Genomic DNA, 20,188 nt, shown 5'->3' with positions numbered 1-20,188 from the left:
TTGAGTTCCACCCGAGGTGTCAGCTGGGTGGTGAAGCCCACCTCGGCCAGGCCGGAATTGCGCCCCTGACCCCTCAGGTGGCCCCCGTCTCACACCTCAGTGTGACACAGCCCACAAAACAGCGTCGGGCGGGCCGCTTCAGCCCCTCCAGCATGAAGCGCCCGGATCAGGGACAATAGCGGCCCTCTCAACCCCTCTGCCCCACACCGGCAGGGTGGCCGCCATGCGGTCGACGGCCAAGCTGCCGCTGCCCCGCCGTTACTTCCGGATCCAACGTGAACGCTATCGCTTCCCCTCCCGCCGACGCCCTGCCCCAGGACGAGCTGCCCCTGACCGACCGCCTGCGCGCCGCGCTGGATCTGCTGGAGGCGATCGAGGCTGACCGCGCCGTGCTGGATACGCTGCCCGAGGACGACCGCGTGCGTTTCCACCAGGTGGTGGCCAAGGTCTACCACCCCGAACCGAAGGCACGCCGGCAGATGCTCAAGCAGCAGGCCAAGGCCCGTCACCACGAAAAGGTGCGCAAGGCCGAAGCGCTGCTGGAGCAGACCGGTATCCGCGCCCTGCGCCGCAAGCCGGTGTTCAGCACGCCGAACTATTTCCCGCCGCACGCCGCCGGCCTGCACGACGCGCACAACGGTGAGAACGCCAGCGAAACACCGGAGCCGGTGCATTCGCCGGAGCTGCGCCACTGCTATGTGTGCAAGCAGAAGTTCACCCAGCTGCATCACTTCTATGACCAGATGTGCCCGGCCTGTGCCGACCTGAACTTCATCAAGCGCACCGAAACCGCCGACCTGCGCGGCCGCGTGGCGCTGCTCACCGGTGGCCGGGTCAAGATCGGTTACCAGGCCGGCCTGAAGCTGCTGCGTGCCGGTGCCGAGCTGATTGTCACCACCCGCTTCCCACGCGATTCGGCCGCACGCTATGCCGAAGAGCCGGACTTCGCCGAGTGGGGCCACCGCCTGCAGGTGTACGGGCTGGACCTGCGCCACACGCCCAGCGTCGAAGCGTTCTGCAATGAGCTGCTGGCCACGCGCACGCGCCTGGACTTCATCATCAACAACGCCTGCCAGACCGTGCGCCGCCCGCCGCAGTTCTACGCGCACATGATGGCCGGCGAAACCACCGCGCTGCAGGACCTGCCGGAGACGATCCGCAAGCTGGTGGGCCAGTACGAAGGGCTGCGCAGCCCGGAAATGCTGGGCCTGGGCTCGGACACCAACGCACTGGCGGTGCAGGAGCACGCCCTGGCCGGTGCCGATGGCCTGACCCGCGCCGCCGAGCTGTCGCAGGTGCCGTTGCTGGCCGACGAGCTGCTGGGCCAGCAGCATCTGTTCCCGGAAGGCCGCCTCGACCAGGACCTGCAGCAGGTGGATCTGCGCGGGCGCAATTCCTGGCGCCTGCTGATGGCCGAAGTGCCGTCGGTGGAGCTGCTGGAAACGCAACTGGTGAATGCGATCGCGCCATTCATCATCAACGCGCGCCTGAAGCCGCTGATGCTGCGTTCGCCCGAGCGCGACAAGCACATCGTCAACGTGTCGGCGATGGAGGGGCAGTTCTACCGCAACTTCAAGACCACCCGCCACCCGCACACCAACATGGCCAAGGCCGCGTTGAACATGATGACCCGTACCTCCGCAGCCGATTACCAGAACGACGGCATCCACATGAATTCCGTGGATACCGGCTGGGTGACCGACGAGGATCCGGCAGAGATCGCCGCGCGCAAGGTGGAGGAAGAACGCTTCCACCCGCCGCTGGATATCGTCGATGGCGCCGCGCGTATCGTCGATCCGATCATCCAGGGCTTCAACACGGGCGAGCACGTGTGGGGCCAGTTCCTGAAGGATTACGCGCCCACCGATTGGTGAGGCGCGGCATTCCGCCTCAGATCAGGCCTTCCTGCCTGGCTCTCCTGATGAGCGCCAGGGTGGTGCTGACCTCGAAGCGTTGCATCAGCATGTACTTGTGGGACTCTACCGTTCGGGTAGAGATGCCCATTTCCTCGGCGATCTGCTTGGGGCGCAGGCCCTCTGCCACAAGCTTCAACACCGCCAACTGAGCGGCAGAGGGCGGACGTGGAATCGACGCGTGAACCTGGGTGGGTTGGACGCCGGAGCTGACGAATGCGATTCCGCGCACAGCGTGCTCCAGTGCGGTCACCAACTCATCGGCGACGGCATTCTTGACGACATAGCCGATTGCGCCCGCTGCAAGCGCCCTTCGCACCATGGATGCATCGTCATGCATCGTCAGCATGACGACAGGCACTTTGCAGCCAAGTCGCTTCAATTCCTGGAGCGTCTCAATGCCAGACATGCCCGGCATGGCGATGTCCAGAAGGATGGCGTCGGGCGTTGTGTCCTGCAGGACCGTCAGCAGTGCGGCCCCAGAGTCCAAGACCTGGATCGATCGTGCGCGACCTTTGAGCAGGAGCCTGATTCCATGCGCCACCACCAGATGATCGTCAACCAGAACAATCGACATTTCGTGAAGCGGTAGCGTCATGGTTGCAAGCTGCGGGCGAGAACGGCAGGGGAGTCTATGAAGCCCCGGTCACGGCGGACATCAGACAGATCTCAACTGCACGCACTTCGCACCACCTCGTGCCATCATGCGTCAAATGCGAATGATTCGTGATACGATTGTTAAAGTTGCTTGAAACAACGCACACGGATGTCCCAGCCATCGCCAGCGGACCCTCTTACTCAGGAGTTTGCTCGATGCACGTTTCCTCCCCCGCCCACGCCGCTGCCGTTCTGGCCACCGCCATCACCCTCGCCCTTTCCGCCCAGGCCCATGCGGCGGCCGACGCTGCGGGCGACACAAAAAACATGGACATCGTGGTGGTCACCGCCACCGGTGCCCAACAGTGGATCAGGGACGCGCCGGCCAGCATCAGCGTGATCACCCGCCAGGAGATCGAACGCAAGCCGGTCACCAGCATTGGCCAGCTGCTCAGCACCGTGCCGGGCGTGACCGGTGGCTATGCACTTTCCGGTGCGCAGTCCAAGATCCGCCTGCGTGGCCTGCCCGAGCAGTACACGCTGATCCTCATCGACGGCCGCCGCCAGGGCAATTCGTCCGGCGTGAACTATCGTGACGACCTGGGTCCGCAGGATCTGAACTGGTTGTCGCCGGACATGATCGAGCGCATTGAAGTGGTGCGCGGCCCGATGTCGTCGCTGTACGGCTCGGACGCCATGGGGGGTGTCATCAACATCATCACCCGCAAGATCGCCCCCGAGTGGAGCGGCTCGGTCACCTACAACTACAGCAAGCCCGATTCGTCAACGCGCGGCAACACCACCCAGATGGGTGGGTTGTTCAGCGGCCCTTTGACCGACAGCCTGGGCCTGCGTGTCGGCGCAAACGTGACCGATCGCGAATCCGATCGAGGCCGTGGCCAGACCCCGGGCACCAAGGCCGAGAACGCCAACGCCCTGCTCAACTGGGCGATCAATGGTGACCACACGATTGGCTTTGAAGCCACCCATGGCGTGCAGCGCAACAGCGGCGGCGGCGATGTCGGCGCATGGGGGCTGTCCAAGCTTGTCCACACCGGCCATGTGGTCACCCATGACGGCCGTTATGGCGACGCCAGCACGTCCAAAACCACGCTGGCCCGGAACGACTATGAGGACAAGGACAGCCAGGTGGGCAACCACTCCAGGGAAACCGTGTTCGATACCGCCTTCGCCACCGGCTTCCACCTGGGCTTCGAACACCGCTTGAACGTGGGCGGCCAGTGGAAGCGCGAGGAGCTGCAGAACACCGACACCATCGGCACCGTGCCGGTGACGTGGAGTGGAAGCGGCCGGATCAGCCCGACCAACCAAGCCGATTCGTGGGCGCTGTTCGCCGAAGACCACATCACGCTGCATGAGCGCTTCACCCTGACCCTGGGCCTGCGCTGGGACAACACCGAGAACTACGACGACAACCTGAGCCCGCGTATCTATGGCGTGTGGCACCCGTCCGATGACTGGACGGTTCGTGGCGGCGTGTCGCAGGGCTTCCGTGCGCCGAACCTCAAACAAGGCAGCGCCGGCGCGGCCACGCAGTCCGGCGGTAACGGCTGCCGCAGCCTCACCGTGGAAGGCTGGACCAACCGTTCGGTCAGCGCCGATGGCACTACCGGCTGCTACATGGCAGGCAACCCGGACCTGGAGCCGGAAACCAGCACCAACTACGAGCTGGGCGTCGGCTTCGACCGCAGCGGCTGGTCGGCTTCGGCCACCTACTTCCTCACCGACTTCGACGACAGGATCGAGCAGGTGCCGCTGCGCGAGATTGCCGGTTACGACACCAGCTTCGTCAACGGCTTCTGGTGGACGGTGGCGCAGAACATCCAGAAGGCGCGCACCCGTGGCGTGGAAGCCAGCGTCACGGTCCCCTTGCACGGGCGCCTGGGCTGGACCACCAACGTCACCCGCATGCTGGAATCGAAGAACCGCACCACCGGAGCGAGCCTGCTGGTGGTGCCCAGGATCACCGCCAACACCTCGCTGGATTGGCAGGTCACCGATGCGTGGTCGCTGAATCTGAGCGCGCAGCACATCGGCGAACAGCTGGTGTCCAGCACCAGTGCGACGTTCGCCAAGGCCTACACCACGTGGGATCTGGTGACCGGATTCAACGTCAACGAGAACCTGACCCTGCGTGCAGGCGTGCTGAACGCAGGCGATGTTTCCACCATCGATGAAGGCAACAACTACGACGGTGGTGCGCGCACCTTCTTCGTGGGGGCTACTGCGCGGTTCTGATCCCGCGCCGAGGACGCGCCCACCCATCGAGCCGGATGGGCGGAGCGTAGCACGCGTTTCCACCGTCAATGAATCAGGCGTAGGCCACCCAGCCACGGAAGCTGAAGGCTGCGTAGAACAGACCGACATCATGAAAGCCGGCCTCCTGCAGGACGGCGACTTCTTCCGCCTCGGTGAGCAGCGGCAGCGCTTCGGCCAGTGCACTGGCCGAAGCTGCAGCCCGCACGGGATCGGCCGGCGTGTCCATCGAGAACAGGGTCGAACGGAGCAGCCAGCGCTCCCGCTCGCCCACCGCCGGTGCGGTGTGATGGGCCACCACAAGCGGGGCACCGGGCTTGAGCCGGCGATGCAGCTCCCTCAACGTGCGCAGCCGCTCCGCCCGGCCCATGAAGTGCATGGTCAGCAGGCAGGTGGCTCCGTTGAACGGTCCCTCCGGCGCATCCTGGATATACCCTTCCCGCAGGTGCACCCGCTCGCCGAACGGCGCCGTGGCCCGTGCGGCCAGTGCCAGCATCGCGGCGGCGGGATCCACGCCCACCAGGCGCCAGTCCGGTTGCGCCTCGGCGAAGGCCTTCAGCTCCAGTCCGCCGCCCGCTCCCAGGACCAGGATCTCTGCATTGGCCGGTGCCTGCTCGGACAGCAACAGCATCGCCATGCGCTGCATGTCAGCAAAACCAGGCACTTTTCGTGGCGTCAGTTCCGCGTAGCCAGACACCGCCGCGGCATTCTTGAATGGTTGCAACAGATCCATTGTCCCACCCCTCCCGAGGTGTGTCAGCGCTTCATGTTCAACGCAACATACAAGGAACGACCCGCAACCGGTGAGAACATCGGTTGCGGCTGCGTGGGGCTCAAGAAGACCAGCGATAGTCCGAACGCGCCAAAAACCGTACTGCGTTGACGGCAAGATGAAGTGCGGCCTGCCGTAAGTTGCGCCTGCCGGAAACGTCCATCCCGGCGCGTCCCCGCGCTGCTATAGTCCCCCCCATCGTGACGGGCACCCCGCCCGTCCTTGGATCACAGGGAGCGGGTCATGGGTCTCATTCAGGCGGTGAAGGGTGCGGTGGGCGGTGTTCTGGCCGACCAGTGGAAGGACTTCCATACCGTGCCCGCAGGCCTGCCGGCCACTGCGGCGTTGTTCGCGGCCGTGCCACAGGGCACCAATGCCGGGCGCGGGTCGAACACCAGCGGCTCGTCCAACATCATCACCAACGGCTCGAAGATCGTCGTGCCGGAAGGCTACGGCCTGCTGCTGTTCCAGGACGGCGCCATCACCGGCTTCGTGGCCGAGCCGGGCGGCTATGAGTGGCGCTCGGACGACCTGAACTCGCAGTCGATCTTTGCCGGCGACGGCATCGTCACCCCGCTGATCAGGCAGAGCTGGGAGCGCTTCAAGTTCGGCGGCCAGCCGGGCGGCCAGCAGGCGGCGTACTTCGTATCGCTGAAGGAACTGCCCGACAACCGCTTCGGCACCCAGTCGGAAATCTACTGGGATGACGGCTTCCTCAATACGCAGGTAGGCGCGGTGACGCGCGGCTCCTACACGCTGAAGATCGTCGACCCGATCCTGTTCGTGAAGAACTTCGTGCCGGCCAGCTACCTGCAGCCGGGCAAGGTGTTCGACTTCACCGACCTGGACAACGCGGCGGCCAGCCAGCTGTTCAACGAGGTGGTGGGCTCGCTCGCGCCGGCTTTCAGCCTGTATACCAATGATCCCGGCAAGGGCAACCGCATCACCAGGCTGCAGCAGGATTCGCTGGGCTTCGCGCAGAGCCTGTCGGCGGCGGTTGAACAGGGGTACCAGTGGAAGTCCGACCGTGGCCTGGCCATCGTCAAGACCGCCATCGTTTCCATCGAGTACGACGCCAACACCCGCGAGCTGCTCAAGACCGTGCAGCGCGCCGATGCGCTGTCGGGTGGGCGCGGCAATTCCAACCTGCAGGCCAGTGTGGCCCAGGGCATCCAGTCGGCCGGCGAGAACACTGGCGCGGCCGGCATCATGGGCATTGGCATGGCGTCCGGCATGGCCGGTGGCCTGGGTGCGTTGCAGCAGCCCGCCGCCCCCGCTGCGCCGGCCGCGGAAGATCCGGTGGCCAAGCTGAAGAAGGCCAAGGAGATGCTGGACCTCGGCCTGATCACCCAGGACGACTACAACGCACTCAAGGCCAAGGCACTGGGCCTGTAAGGCGGACGAACGAAGACCATGTCCGACCCGAAGATTCCGCCCCCGTTGCCCGGGGCTCCACCGCCGTTGCCGGAGGTCGTCACCGGCCCCGGCTCGCCGCGCGATGTGCCGCCGCTGCCGGGCAGCTTCCCGCTTGACCCAGCCACCCTGCCCGACCCGATCCGTGCCGAGATCGAGGCGCCCGATCCGGTCGCGCTCGACACTTCCGCCGAGGAGCTCAAGGACGGTCTCAACCGCTGCCCCAAGTGCGGCTCGACGGATGTGCGTCTCAAGCTGGGCACCGATGTACTTGTCTGCCAGTTCTGCCGTCACCAATGGCACGGCGCACTGGTGGAGCAGGAGTTCGGCCTCGGCGAAGGCCTCGACCAGCTGCGTGGCACGGTCATCGCCTCCGGCGCACGTGATATCGAGGCCGGCACCGCCAGCCTGATGAGCTTCAAGTGCACCGGTTGCGGCGCCGAAGTGACGATCAATACCGAAACCACCATGACCGCACGCTGCCACTGGTGCCGCCATGTGTTCGGCGTCAACGAACAGGTCGCCAACGGTGCGGTGCCGGATGCGGTGCTGCCGTTCCGGATCACCAGGGACGATGCGGTATCGCGCATCCGTCAGTTCGTGGACAAGCGCAGGCTGTTCGCGCTGAAGGCCTTCAAGGATCAGTTCACGCCCGAGAACGTGGTGGGCGTGTACATGCCCTACATGATCGTGGACAGCAACGTCAGTGCGAGCGTATCGGGCAAGGGCGAGATCAAGACCCGCCAGTACACCCGCGGCGACGGTGACAGGAAGAAGACCTACTACGACGCCGATGTGTACCAGGTGGACCGCGCGGTGGACTTTACCGTCGATGACCTGCCGCTGGAGTCGTCCGCCGAGCGCGGCAATCTTGATACGAAGGCCAACACCAACAACATCATCAACGCCATCCTGCCGTTCGATACCAAGAACGCGCTGAAGTGGAACGCGTCGTACCTGCTGGGCTTCACGTCGGAGAAACGCAACCTGGACGTGGAGAAGATGAAGCCGCGGCTGGAGGACCAGCTGCTGTCCATCGCCCGCGCGCAGGTGGAAGGCTCCGTGCGCCGCTACGACCGCGGCGTGCGCTGGGAGCGGGAACGCGTGGATCTTCACGGCTCACGCTGGGTATCCATGTACCTGCCGGTGTGGCTGTATTCGTACCACCAGCCCGGCCGCAACGGCGGCATGCTGCATTACATCGCGGTGAACGGTCGTACCGGTGAAACCATGGGCAGCGTGCCGGTGCAGCAGTGGAAGCTGCTGCTGGCCGCGCTCACCACCGGCACGATCGTCGAAGCCATCACCCTCTGGTTCCTGGTAGCTGCCTCATGAGCGACGAAAGTGGACTCTGGTTGCTGTTGGCTGGCCCCGCCAGCGCGACAGCCCTGTACTGGGCGCTGTACCGGTACTACCGCAATACCGACAAATCACACGCGTTCGAGCGTGAGACCACTGTCGAGGCCAAGCCGGTCACCGGCTCGGACCGCCAGGTCGATACCATCACAGGGACGCAGGAAACGCGGATCCGTGGCGACAACGTGCGCGAGTATCGCAAACGGGTGATGCAGGACCCAGGTTGAAGTCTGCTTGATCCCTACCTGGATTGCGCTGATGCCGCCTGCAGGCAGAGCAGCATCAGCGCCCGGGAGGCCATACCGGCCCCACCTATTCCTCCCGCGCAGGGCGCGCGCGCTCGGGCGGGCGCTTCCACGGCCAGAACCCTTCCACCTCCAGCACCACCGACCAGCTCAGGAAGGTTCGGATGATCACCAGCAGGCCAAGCGACAGGATCGCAGTCATGGTGCTGTCCAGCGCTACGGTGCGTACGATGTCGGCGGCAACGAGGATTTCAAGGCCGAGCAGGAGCGCACGACCCAACCGGCGCCGGTAGCGTTCGTAGCTTTCCACGCGGTCCTTGTGCTGCACGGCCAGCGCCAGCACATACACCACCGTGGACACCAGTATCGTGGCGACGATCAGGCCGATGGCCAGCAGCTCGATGCCGAGTGCAGACCATTCGACCCATTGGATGGCGGCTTCCTGGCTGGGCATGACGCGTGATCCGACGCTGCAGACTGCCGTCAGGGTGGGGCCAAGGCGCCGTATCAACCAGCGTTTTACTACCGAAGATCGTCCAGTAAATTTACCTGTCTGCCGTATCCAGGCTTGCTGGCAGCGCCTGGACAGCGACGACAGCGCCACCGATGCATTCCCGAAAGGTGCGCAAGATGGCGGCCTTCCTGCTTGATGGGTCCGGCACCGCTCCCCCTGCGGGAAATACTGTGGCTCGGCTCACGGGTTGCTGCCACGCTTGGGGCGTGGACACGATCTCCGCCTGCCGCCACGCCGTTGTGTACGCTGCCGTTCTGGCGGGGTGTCTGCTCCTGGGCGCGTGCGCCACCCTGCCTCGCACCCCGGTACCCGCCGACCAGGGGGCTTGGGCCGTTGTTCCCGGCATGCCGGACGTTCGCGCCTGGGCCGGCCGGCCGAACCGGGACATGGAGCTCGACTTCGAGCAGTCCATCCGCGATGAGCATCCGGATCGGTTTCCCGTAGCTGCGGACGGCCGCATCCATTACCCGCACCTGGCATTGTCCGGCGGTGGTGCCAACGGCGCGTTCGGTGCCGGGTTTCTCAACGGATGGACAGCTACCGGCACCCGGCCCACTTTCAAGATCGTCACCGGCGTATCGACCGGCGCGTTGATGGCCCCTTATGCGTTCCTGGGACCAGACTACGACGAAGCGTTGCGGCGCTTCTACACCACCACATCCGATGCCGACGTCTTCACGGCCGGCAACCCACTGATGGCGCTGTTGCGTCGCGACTCGCTCGCCCATACCGCGCCGCTTGAAGCACTTATCGCCACCGCCATCGACGCACCGCTGCTGGCGAAGATCGCCGCCGAACATCGGGCTGGCCGTCGGCTGTACATGGGCACTGCGGACTTGGATTCGCGCCACTTCGTGGTCTGGAACATGGGCCTTATCGCCAGCCGTGAAACGCCGGCGTCCCTGGCGTTGTTTCGCCGCGTGATGCTGGCCTCGGCCTCGATTCCCGTCGCCTTCCCGCCCGTGCTGATCGAAGTGGACGTACACGGCCACCGCTATGACGAGATGCACGTGGACGGCTTCGTAGCCGCCAACATCTTCCTGCACGCGGGAATCATCGACCCGCAGCAGATCTACAACCGGCTGTCGCGCGCACCGGCCACCTATGACACCTTCATGATCCACAACGGCCAGCTCAGTGCCGCCTCTGATCCGGCCGAACGTTCGCTGCGGGGCATCGCGTTCCGCACCATTGAAGTTGCCGGCCGCGCCGGCATGATCGGCGACCTGTTCCGCGAGTATGCCTATGCCCGTCGTGACCAGGCCCGGTTTGCCTGGGTAACCATCGATTCAACGCTTGCGTTGCCCGAGGCGACCAGCTTCGATCCGGTCCGGATGAAGGTGCTGTATGACATTGGCCATGCACGCGCGCTCGAAGGACCGGTATGGCTGTCGCGGCCACCGGGAATGACGCCATGAAGATGCCCGGCAGAAGCTTGCCGTCGCGTTGAAGGCCATCCGTTGGGTGGGCTGGGCATCTTCGCCTGCGGCATGAAGCCGCAGGCGTGACCGTGGATGCGCGTTGCGGGAGGCAGCCAGGCAGGGCCTGGCTCTACGGCGTGGGTGCCGACGGGGTTGAGGAGGGAGCGGGCGCTGCGGCCGGCGTGGTGGATCCAGCGTCCGGAGTGATCCGCCAGATCGTATTGGCCAGGTCGTCGGCGACGATCACCGCACCACGCGGGTCGACACTGACGCCGACCGGGCGGCCGCGGGTCTTGCCGTCATCACCTCGGAACCCGGTTGCGAAATCGACCGCATCACCAGACGGCTTGCCATCACGGAACGGCACGAACACCACCTTGTAACCCACCGGTGGGTTGCGGTTCCAGCTGCCGTGCTGGCCAACGAAAACGCCATCGGTGAACGTGCCACCGAGCGCCGGGTGGGCGAACGCCACGCCGAGTGCGGCCACGTGCGAACCCAACGCGAAATCCGGGGTCAGCGCAGAAGCCACCTTATCCGGGTTCTGCGGCATCACCCGGCGATCCACGTGCTTGCCCCAGTAGCTGTAGGGCCAGCCGTAAAAACCACCGTCGCGCACCGAAGTCAGGTAATCGGGTACCAGGTTGGGCCCGATCTCATCACGCTCGTTGACCACTGCCCACAGCGTGCCGGTGCCCGGTTGCACTGCCAGCGCAGTCGGGTTGCGGATGCCGCTGGCAAAGGTGCGGTGCGCACCGGTCTGGGCGTCGATCTCCCAGACCTGGGCGCGGTCGATTTCCGCCGCCATCCCGCGTTCGGTGATGTTGCTGTTGGAGCCGATGCCCACGTACAGGTGGGTTCCATCCGCACTGGCAGCGAGCGACTTGGTCCAGTGATGGTTGATGGCCGACGGCAGGTCGGTGACCTTGGTCGGCGCGCCGCTGGCCTTGGTCTGGCCTTCGGCATAGTCAAAGCGCACCAGCGCATCCTGGTTGGCCACATACAGTGCGTTGCCGACCAGCGCCAGGCCGTACGGCGCATTGAGTTTGTCGGCGAATACGGTCTTGAGCTCGTACACGCCGTCACCATCAGCGTCGCGCAGCAGGGTCAGGCGGTTGCCGCTCTTGACCTGGGTGTTGCCCTTGGCCTTGATCTTGCCGGCAACCACATCCTTGGGCTTGAGGTTGGGCGCACTGCCACCGCGTCCTTCGGCCACCAGGATGTCGCCATTGGGCAGCACAAGAGTCTGCCGCGGAATGGCCAGGTCGGTGGCGATCGCCGAGACCTTGTAGCCGGCCGGGACATTCGGGACGGTGTCGCCCCACGCGGTCGGCTTGGCGATGGTCATGTCCGGCATGACCCCGCGATGGGGCTTGGGCAGTTCGGGGTTGGCGCCAAGCTGCTGCAGGTCTGGCGCCTTGCCGCTGCAACCGGCCAGGGCCACGGCGAGGACGGACAGGGCCGCCACGTTCGAAGAAGTGCGGTTCACAGGGCACCTCCCACGCGCACCCGCACGCTGGAGAAGCCCAGCCACGTTGCCAGCAGCGCCAGCACCGTGACGATTACCGACCACAACAGCGCCGCTGGCATGATCGCCCAGGCATCGCGCGCGTGGTGCAGCGAGTTGATGAAGCCCACAATCCAGGTCGCTGCCAGCACGATGACGTAGAAGCTGTTGCGGCTGCCGCGAACCAGACCCAGCAGCCCGCACAACAGCGCCAGCGTGGTCAGGACCATGGCCCCGACCAGCAGCCAGGAGGCGAAGTTGCTCCACTGGATCTCATAGGTGCGCCAGTACGCGTAATCGGCCAACAGCGCGCCGAGGAACAGCGGCAGTACCCCGCCGAGCACGGCGGCATGGAACGGATGGATGACCCAGTGGCGGGTCACGACGTCGGTTGAGGACACGGCTGTCTCCTGAGGGTCGCGGGGAATGCACGCCATCGTGCCAGCCCGGGCGTGAGGGGCCTTTTGATGTACCGCGCCAGAACCGGCACAACCGGCCGATGTCCCGAATGCGACGATGGCGGTCCCTATCGCGCGAGACGGCCGCCTGCGCCCGTCTTACGCTTTGCCTCCGCTTGTCCCCCACGGGTCCGGGCTGGAGCGCGCGCCGGTATGCTGGCGTCGCCCGCCTGGACCGCTGCCGCTGTCCAAATGGTCCCATGAGCACAGAACCCACGCCTTCCGCTTCCCCTGCCACACCTGCAGTTGCGCCACTGCCCGCTGCGCCCGATACCGCCCACCAGGGCTTTGCGATCCGCATCGTCGGTGCCGCCGCCTTCGCGCACCTGCTCAACGACATGATCCAGGCCGTGCTGCCGGCCGTGTACCCGATGTTCAAGAGCCAGTTCGCGCTGACCTTCGGCCAGATCGGCACCATCGCGCTGGTCTACCAGTTCACCGCTTCGCTGCTGCAGCCGTGGGTGGGCATGTACACCGACAAGCGGCCGCTGCCTTACCTGCTGCCCTCCGGCATGATCGCCACCTTCGTCGGGATCGGAATGATGGCCATGGCCGGCAGTTACGAAATGCTGCTGTTGGCCGCCGCCGTGGTGGGCGTGGGGTCGGCCACCTTCCACCCGGAAGCATCGCGGGTTGCCCGCATGGCCTCCGGCGGGCGTTTCGGCACGGCACAGTCCACCTTCCAGGTCGGCGGCAATACCGGCTCCGCGATCGGGCCGCTGCTGGCCGCAGCCGTGGTGATTCCGCACGGGCAGCGCGCCATCGGCTGGTTCCTGCTGATCGCCGCCGTGGCCATCTACGTGCTGTTCCGGCTGACCGGTTGGACCGTGCGCCATGGCCAGGCCAAGATGAACAGCCTGGCGCGGTCGCATGGCATCGGCCTCAGCCGCGGCAAAGTGGTGCAGGCCATCGCGGTGATTGCGGTGCTGATGTTCGCCAAGTTCGTGTACATCGCCTCCATCACCAACTACTTCACGTTCTACCTGATCGAACGTTTCCACCTGAGCGTGCAGCAGAGCCAGATGTACCTGTTCGTGTTCCTGGCGTCGATCGCACTGGGCACCTTCATCGGCGGTCCGGTGGGCGACAGGATCGGGCGCAAGGCGGTGATCTGGATTTCGTTCCTGGGCGTGGCCCCGTTCGCGCTCGCCCTGCCCTACGCAAACCTGATGGGCACGGCGGTGCTGGCCGTTGCCGTCGGCCTGGTGATGTCGTCGGCCTTTGCGGCGCTGGTGGTATATGCGCAGGAAGCGGTACCTGGCCGCGTCGGCATGGTATCGGGCCTGATGTTCGGGCTGATGTTCGGCATTGGCGGCATCGGCGCGGCCGGGCTGGGAAAGCTGGCTGACGTGCACGGCATCGTGTGGGTGTACCACCTCACCTCGTTCCTGCCGTTGTTGGGATTGGCTACTGCGTTTTTGCCGAAGACTTCCGTGCGATAGCGTGTAGTGACAGGCTACGTCAGCCCACGCGCTTTTGCCGCGATGTTCAAGAAGCGGTTCGGGCAGTTGCCGAGCCGGTTCTTTCAGTGACCCTGCCGTGCCGAAGGTAGCCGATGTTCAGAAATCACAGCCCCCGACCGGAACCCATCGGATTCCACCGCCGAGGCTGCAAGGGACCAGTTGCACGCCCGGTGGAAAGCCGCTCTGACCAGGCGGGAGCGGGGTGATGGGACCTACGTCGACCGTTCCGGTCCAGCCGGAGCCGCCGCCGGGTAGAATTCCATGGCTACCGCCATTTCCAGCGGGCGGCGCCGGAGCATGCGCCGGAAAGACTCCATCTGCCACAAATTCTTCATTGAACGTCTGTCGATACTTCGCGCAATGTGTCGCGTTGCAGACTGTGTAAGTCGTTCCAGTGGCCCACATCCACAATGGAACTGCATCAATGGCGGCAAGCTGACGCTCAAGAAATTCCTTTGTCAGCGGATCAATAAGGTGATGTTGCACCAGGCATCCGTTGTCGCAAGTAACTGGGCCCTTCTCCCAGGCATGCAGGAGGGAGCACGTCATTCCCAGGATGAGGATCAGCAGCGTCCAAAGCAGGATTCTTTTTCCATACTTACGGGGTGGCTTGTTGGCTACAGCACTCGTCATATATTCGCATTCCCTTGGTTCGTGAAAATTTAACTTCCTGCTGACTCAGTTGTTTCTCGATGGCCTCCATCTTCTCTCGCGACACAAAGCGCGGTTCGATTCTTTCAACTGCCTGGTAGTAGGCGTACGCCAGTGTGTGACCCTTTTCTGTCAGTACGCCGAGCCGGTAAGCATCTGCCAAACGAATCAGTGCATCGACGTTTCCGTCGACTGATGCATTTTTCAGATAGGTCATGCTCTTCTCCTTGTAGCTTTTGATCGCGTCTGGGTACCTGAGCATGTCTGCGGGAGTGCCGAGTGTCGCCTCCGGATCGGCTACGTAAAGAAGCTGGGCGCCCAGATGGCCATGGGTAGCGGCACGGTCAAGCCACGATGCAGCAGCGTCGTACGACTCCGCCGAAAGGTTCCTGCAGCTTTCATAAGTTCCAGAGTCGACTGCGGCCGCGCCACGCTCATCGAATCGCCGCATCATGCTGGCGCAATCCCTGATCTTCAGGTAAATTCCGTACGACGCACTTGCATCTCCCGCCAATGCTGCAGGCGAAAGCGCGCGCACTGCGCTTTCTGCGTCTCCATCCGGAGTTTCACCAGGGTTGATGATTGTGTAAGCGCGCCCACCCAGCGACCTCGTGATGACGCTGGCGCTCGGTTCGCGGTTCTGTGGATGAGGCGTAAGAGCGACGGCATTCGTTGGCGCGGAGTGAGCCCCTACACTGGATTTCATCGGTCGCGCCTGTCTCTCGGACGGCTCCTCGCCGCCACATCCAGCAAGGGGTGCAATGGTCAGGGCGCTGATCGCGATCGAACGGGCACAGGTTTTGACTGAGCCCTTGTGTGCCGCAATGAGAATAAAGTTCACCACTCCACATCCATATCTTCCTCCAGCAATCCATGCATTCGCATCGTTGATTCGGTGTTGGTTAAAGTCTATGGATACGTGTGCAATGGTCCAATTGAACTTTGCGATACCTATTTCCAAGCGTTAATGCTTCGTCAATCACGTCGAAGAGGAGCTGCCGACTAACAGTCGGCACTACCATCGACACCAGGTCGGCACTGCCCCCGCAACCGCCGGGTACACCACTATGCGCGCTGCCTACCGTGACAGGACCTCAGCGTCGAAAAGATCAATTGGACTAGACTCTGTAGCTACCTAGACTTCATCCAACATCACATGGATCGTGCGGTTGCAACCGGCCAATGGGGTCGGTCGCCTGCGAGGATCGCTGCAGGGTTGGAAGATGAGGCGCGTGCCACCTGTTTATTTTGTAATCGCAGCCCTGATGGCTGTACGGAATCGCCGCACCCCGATGTGAGCCGCGAGCCAACTGAAACTGGCGCAGCGTCAGCAACACCCCAGCCACTCCCCAGCGAACGTGTCACCCAGGTAATTGAGCGCCATCGCCGCAACGGCATCGTCACCCGCAATCTGGGTGGCCGCGCTTACACGATCACGGAAAGGAATGCAGATTTATGAAGAGTGTTGCAGGACACGTTGAACAGCGCCGTAAGCGGATCAGACGCGGGCTTGCGGCGATTGCGATTCTTCTGGTGGCAGGTCTCAATCGCTTTACCAGATGTTCGCGCACACCCGGCAACCAACTCCCCGCCCTTGATTCCCGGATTGGCTCCCGTTACTGAAAGAATTGACTCGGCAACTGGCCAAACCGCTTCTTGAACATCGCGGTGAAGGCGCTGGGGCTGGCGTAGCCCTGCGAGAGCGCTACGTCGATGACCTTGTCGCCGTGGGCGAGGCGCTCCAATGCACGGACCAGGCGGATCTGCTGGCGCCATTGGCCGAAGGTCATGCCGAGTTCGCGCGCGCACAGGCGCTGGATCGTCTTGGCGTCCACGCCCAGGCGCGCCGACCATTCCTGCAGTGTCGAGGCATCGTCGGGTGACGTTTCCCAGTGCTGGGTGATCTGCTGCAGGCGCGGGTCGGCCGGTTGTGGCACGTGCAGTGGAAGCACCGGCAATGCCTGCAGCTCGTCCAGGATCAGCTGCATCAGGTGCCCATCGCGCGATTCGGGTACATACGGCTGCTCAACTTCCGCAGCGGCGCTGATGAGTTCGGCAAGCAAGGGGGTGATCGATACCGTTGCCGCACCCGTCGGCGCATCGGCGATGGCCTGCGGCAGAATGTAGAGACTGCGCATGCGCACCGCGCCGATGCAGCTCACTTTGTGGCCGATCCCGGCGGGCATCCAGATCGCGCGTGTGCTGGGCACCACCCAGCGACCGGCACCGGCCTGCACCACCAGCACGCCGGAGGCGGCATAGACCAGCTGGTGCCGGTCCGGGTGGTGGTGCAGCGGGATCACCGTGCCGGCGACGTAATCGCGCGCCCGGCACAGCACGGCGGATTCCGGACCCAGCGGCAGGCGCTGGCCAGCGGCGTCCACCGGCGGAATGTCTTTTTTTCGATGGAGCATGGGCAGATACCGCGAAACAACCAGCCCGGTGACTCTAGCGCCCCCCGCGCCGCCGCTCAACCGGATGCTCACGGCACCCGCCCTACCCTGCAGGCATGCGTCGTTTTGCCCAAGCCATTGCCGAGCCGGAATCGGTCCCGGACGGACTGCCTTCCGAGCTCGCCATCGCCGTGGCCGCTGCGCCGGACCGCTACAACATCGGCAAGGGTTCGCCTGCGTCGGTGCTTGCCCGCAATGCCGATGGCGAGCTGATCGTGACCGACATGGTCTGGGGGCTGGTCCCGCGCTGGTCGAAGACCCCTGAGACGCCCTACACCACGGTCACCGCCCGGCTCGATCGGGCCCCCGGGAGCCGCATCTTCGCCAAGGCCTGGTCCGAACGTCCCTGCGTGATACCGATGACGGGGTATTACAAGCTGGACCGGCAGCGCCGACCGCCGTGGCCGCTGTTCGTGCAGCGGCGCGATGGCCTGGCCCTGCTGGCGGCCGGTATCTGGGAGCATTGGGAGGATGGCGAAGGGCACGCAATGGATTCCTTCAGCGTGCTCACTGCGCCCAACCGGGCCATTCCGGAACCGCTCACACCCGATGGACCGGTGTTCCTGCCGACGGACCTTGCCCTGGCGTGGCTGTCAGGCGCAGCCACCACGCCCGCCGATCTGCGCCTGCGCTCGCCGGCACTGGAGGCGTATCCCGTGGGGCGCGCATTCCGTGACCTCAAGCGCGACGACTACACACTGCTGGAACCGGTCGACCCGGACCTGGAAACGACATCGCCGCCCCCGCTGGACGGGGACGGCGATGGGTGGGACGAGGACAGCTGAGCGGCTTCAGCGCGACATCGAATACGGCTGTTCCGCACCCTGCCCCGGCCACGCCTTGTTGGGCTCGGCCTGCAGGGTGAAGTGCAGTTCGCCGCCCGCCAGGATCTCGGCATGGCGCAGGAAGGTGCGGTTCAACGGCTTGCCGTTGAGCGTCACCGCACCCACGTATTCGTGGCCTTTGGCCATGCCGTCGGTGGTGATGCGGAAGGTCTTGCCGTTCGGCAGGTTGAGCACCGCCTTGGGCAGGAACGGGCGGCCGATGATGTATTCGGCACTGCCCGGTGCCACCGGGTAGAAGCCCAACGCGGTGAACACGTACCAGGCCGACATCTGGCCCAGGTCGTCGTTGCCGGCCAGGCCGTCGGGGCGGTCGGCGTACTGGGTGTCCATGATCTGTTTCAGGCGCGCCTGGGCACGCCACGGCTGGCCCGCATGGGAATACAGGTAGGCCACATGGTGGCTGGGTTCGTTGCCGTGCGCGTACCAGCCGATCAGGCCGGTGATGTCTTCCATGTGCTCGAAGATGGACGGATCGACCTTGGCATCGAACACCGCATCCAGCCGCGCCAGCAGCTTGTCGGCGCCACCGTGCACCTCGGCCAGGCCCGCCACGTCCTGCGGCACATACCAGGAATACTGCCAGGCGTTGCCTTCGGTGTAGTCGGTGCCGTAACCGCTGGCGCTGGGATCGAACGGGGTACGGAAGCTGCCGTCACGTTTCCGTGCACGCATGAAGCCGGTTTCGGCGTCGAAGGCGTGGCGCCAGTTGCCGGCGCGCTTGTCGAACTCCGCGGCAACGTCGGTGTTGCCCATGGCCGTGGCCATGCGGGCGATGGTCCAGTCGTCGAAGGCGTATTCCAGCGTCTTGCTGGCCGCTTCGCCCTCTTCGTCGATCGGCACCCAGCCCAGTTCACGGTACTGCGCGATGCCATCGTAGGGGCCGTAGTTGGCGGTGGCCACCATGGCCTGCAGCGCCTTGTCGGCATCGAAACCGCGAATGCCCTTGACGTAGGCATCGGCGATCACCGGCACCGCGTGGTAACCGATCATGCACCAGGTTTCCTGGCCATGGAACGCCCATACCGGCAGCATGCCGTAGGCGCTGTTGTGCTGGTGGGCGAGCAGCGAATTGACCATGTCGCTGGTGCGCTTTTCCGGCTGCACCAGGGTCAGCAGCGGGTGCAGCGCGCGGTAGGTATCCCACAGCGAGAAGGTCGAATAGTTGGTGTAGCCCTCGGCGCGGTGCACGGCATTGTCCGAACCGCGGTACTGGCCGTCCACGTCCATGAACAGGGTCGGGCCGAGCAGGCTGTGGTACAGCGCGGTGTAGGCGCTGCGCCGGTCATGCGCAGGGGCGTCGATATCGAGCACCGACAACGCCTGCTGCCATTGCGTACGCGCGTCGGCGCGGATGCGGTCGAAGTCCTGGTCCCTGGCCTCGGCGTCGAGGTTGGCGATGGCGCCGGCTTCGCTCACCGAAGAGATCGCCACGCTCACCACCAGCGGCGCGTCGAGTTTGCCGAAATCGAACGTACCCACCAGCTGGCGGCCTTCGATCTGCGGGCGCTGCTCCGGGCTGTTCTGGCCCGGCGGCGGGAAGCCTTTGTAGGCGATGTCGGTTTCGGTGTTGTGCAGTGCGTGCCCGGTGAGTGGGCGCGAGAAACGCATGGCAAAGTACAGCTGCCGGCCCGGGGCCCAGCCGCGGGTTTCGCGGAAACCAGTCACCGTGCCGTCGTCGCGCAGGCGCAGGCGTGACCACAGGATCTTGCCGGGGTAGTCATACAGGCTGGTGCGCAGGTCGAGCAGCAGCTTGGCCGACTCGCCCTTCGGATAGGTATAACGGTGCACGCCGGTGCGGGCGCTGGCGGTCAGCTCGGCGCGGACCTTGTAGTCCTGCAGCGTGACCGCGTAGTAGCCCGGCTCGGCCTTTTCGTCCTTGTGGTCGAAGCGCGACGCGTAGCCGCTGCGCGGTTTTTCCGGATCCCCCCGCTCAAGGCCGGGATCGCCGATGAAGGGCATCACCAGCACATCGCCCAGGTCGGAGTGGCCGCTGCCGGAGAAGTGGGTGTGCGAGAAGCCGACGATGCTGCTGTCGTCGTAGCGGTAGCCGGCGGCCCAGTCGTAGGCCTTTTCGCGCGGCTGGATGCGCGTATCGGGGCTGAGCTGGACCATGCCGAACGGCACCGTTGCGCCGGGATAGGTATGCCCCTCGCCGCCGGTGCCGATGAACGGGTCCACTGCGGCGTAGGCGCGTTCGCCTGCGCTCTGCGGGGCTGCTGTTGCGCCCCCTGCCACCAGCATGGCGCCGATTGCCAGCGCCGCCCATCCCGACTTCCCCGCTCTGCTCATATGAATTTAGATCG

General features: G+C 64.8%; 16 protein-coding genes. 8 read left to right on the top strand and 8 right to left on the bottom strand.

What is annotated here, in order from left to right:
- Positions 1-275: 275 nt before the first annotated feature.
- A complete protein-coding gene (locus WIX41_RS17060; RefSeq protein ID WP_339449689.1) occupies positions 276-1,874 on the top strand; it encodes an SDR family oxidoreductase in 1,599 nt (532 codons plus the stop codon).
- A 16-nt stretch (positions 1,875-1,890) separates the two neighbouring features.
- On the opposite strand, the gene WIX41_RS17055 is transcribed toward WIX41_RS17060, so the two are convergent.
- Positions 1,891-2,511, bottom strand: a complete 621-nt coding sequence (locus WIX41_RS17055) for a response regulator transcription factor (protein ID WP_339449687.1) — start codon at positions 2,509-2,511, stop codon at positions 1,891-1,893.
- A gap of 215 nt (positions 2,512-2,726) precedes the next feature.
- On the opposite strand from WIX41_RS17055, the gene WIX41_RS17050 reads away from it, so the two are divergent.
- Positions 2,727-4,769, top strand: a complete 2,043-nt coding sequence (locus WIX41_RS17050; protein WP_339449685.1) for a TonB-dependent receptor domain-containing protein — start codon at positions 2,727-2,729, stop codon at positions 4,767-4,769.
- Between the two features lie 73 nt (positions 4,770-4,842).
- Here WIX41_RS17050 and WIX41_RS17045 read toward each other — a convergent pair whose 3' ends face one another.
- Positions 4,843-5,511 (bottom strand): class I SAM-dependent methyltransferase, encoded by a 669-nt coding sequence (locus WIX41_RS17045; RefSeq protein WP_409187533.1) that lies wholly within the window; start codon positions 5,509-5,511, stop codon positions 4,843-4,845.
- Positions 5,512-5,802: 291 nt separating this feature from the next.
- Between WIX41_RS17045 and WIX41_RS17040 the strand changes: the two genes are divergently transcribed.
- The 3 genes from WIX41_RS17040 to WIX41_RS17030 are packed head-to-tail and all read left to right on the top strand — an operon-like array spanning position 5,803 to position 8,555.
- Entirely contained in the window at positions 5,803-6,954 is a 1,152-nt protein-coding gene (locus tag WIX41_RS17040; protein WP_339449681.1) for an SPFH domain-containing protein, read from the top strand.
- Between the two features lie 18 nt (positions 6,955-6,972).
- On the top strand, positions 6,973-8,307 hold the full coding sequence (locus WIX41_RS17035) for a TFIIB-type zinc ribbon-containing protein (RefSeq protein ID WP_339449679.1): 1,335 nt from the start codon (positions 6,973-6,975) through the stop codon (positions 8,305-8,307).
- Positions 8,304-8,555, top strand: a complete 252-nt coding sequence (locus tag WIX41_RS17030; protein ID WP_339449677.1) for a hypothetical protein — start codon at positions 8,304-8,306, stop codon at positions 8,553-8,555. The genes WIX41_RS17035 and WIX41_RS17030 overlap by 4 nt, the downstream gene beginning before the upstream one ends.
- Before the next feature lie 85 nt (positions 8,556-8,640).
- On the opposite strand, the gene WIX41_RS17025 is transcribed toward WIX41_RS17030, so the two are convergent.
- Positions 8,641-9,027 (bottom strand): DUF1622 domain-containing protein, encoded by a 387-nt coding sequence (locus tag WIX41_RS17025; RefSeq protein ID WP_339449675.1) that lies wholly within the window; start codon positions 9,025-9,027, stop codon positions 8,641-8,643.
- Positions 9,028-9,203: 176 nt separating this feature from the next.
- On the opposite strand from WIX41_RS17025, the gene WIX41_RS17020 reads away from it, so the two are divergent.
- Positions 9,204-10,505, top strand: a complete 1,302-nt coding sequence (locus WIX41_RS17020) for a patatin-like phospholipase family protein (protein WP_339449673.1) — start codon at positions 9,204-9,206, stop codon at positions 10,503-10,505.
- Positions 10,506-10,638: 133 nt separating this feature from the next.
- Here WIX41_RS17020 and WIX41_RS17015 read toward each other — a convergent pair whose 3' ends face one another.
- Both WIX41_RS17015 and WIX41_RS17010 read right to left on the bottom strand, forming a co-directional pair.
- The gene (locus WIX41_RS17015) at positions 10,639-11,997 is read right to left on the bottom strand and encodes a PQQ-dependent sugar dehydrogenase (RefSeq protein ID WP_339449671.1); all 1,359 of its coding nucleotides are present in this window, start codon (positions 11,995-11,997) and stop codon (positions 10,639-10,641) included.
- Complete coding sequence (locus WIX41_RS17010) at positions 11,994-12,416, bottom strand: DUF2231 domain-containing protein (RefSeq protein ID WP_339449669.1); 423 nt, start codon at positions 12,414-12,416, stop codon at positions 11,994-11,996. Before WIX41_RS17010 ends, WIX41_RS17015 begins: the two co-directional genes overlap by 4 nt.
- A 257-nt stretch (positions 12,417-12,673) precedes the next feature.
- Here WIX41_RS17010 and WIX41_RS17005 point away from each other — a divergent pair, with 257 nt between their 5' ends.
- On the top strand, positions 12,674-13,915 hold the full coding sequence (locus WIX41_RS17005; protein ID WP_339449667.1) for an MFS transporter: 1,242 nt from the start codon (positions 12,674-12,676) through the stop codon (positions 13,913-13,915).
- Between the two features lie 619 nt (positions 13,916-14,534).
- On the opposite strand, the gene WIX41_RS17000 is transcribed toward WIX41_RS17005, so the two are convergent.
- On the bottom strand, positions 14,535-15,548 hold the full coding sequence (locus WIX41_RS17000; protein WP_339449665.1) for a hypothetical protein: 1,014 nt from the start codon (positions 15,546-15,548) through the stop codon (positions 14,535-14,537).
- A gap of 655 nt (positions 15,549-16,203) precedes the next feature.
- Positions 16,204-17,001, bottom strand: coding sequence for an AraC family transcriptional regulator (locus WIX41_RS16995; RefSeq protein WP_339449663.1), 798 nt, complete (start codon positions 16,999-17,001; stop codon positions 16,204-16,206).
- Between the two features lie 95 nt (positions 17,002-17,096).
- On the opposite strand from WIX41_RS16995, the gene WIX41_RS16990 reads away from it, so the two are divergent.
- Positions 17,097-17,825, top strand: coding sequence for an SOS response-associated peptidase (locus WIX41_RS16990; RefSeq protein ID WP_339449661.1), 729 nt, complete (start codon positions 17,097-17,099; stop codon positions 17,823-17,825).
- Between the two features lie 6 nt (positions 17,826-17,831).
- On the opposite strand, the gene WIX41_RS16985 is transcribed toward WIX41_RS16990, so the two are convergent.
- A complete protein-coding gene (locus WIX41_RS16985) occupies positions 17,832-20,174 on the bottom strand; it encodes a GH92 family glycosyl hydrolase (RefSeq protein ID WP_339449659.1) in 2,343 nt (780 codons plus the stop codon).
- Between the last annotated feature and the right edge of the window lie 14 nt (positions 20,175-20,188).

Source organism: Stenotrophomonas sp. AB1(2024) (assembly GCF_037482345.1).
Lineage (GTDB): Bacteria > Pseudomonadota > Gammaproteobacteria > Xanthomonadales > Xanthomonadaceae > Stenotrophomonas.
The sequence above is the reverse complement of the archived record's forward strand: the minus strand, read 5'-3'. Positions and strand labels throughout refer to the sequence as shown.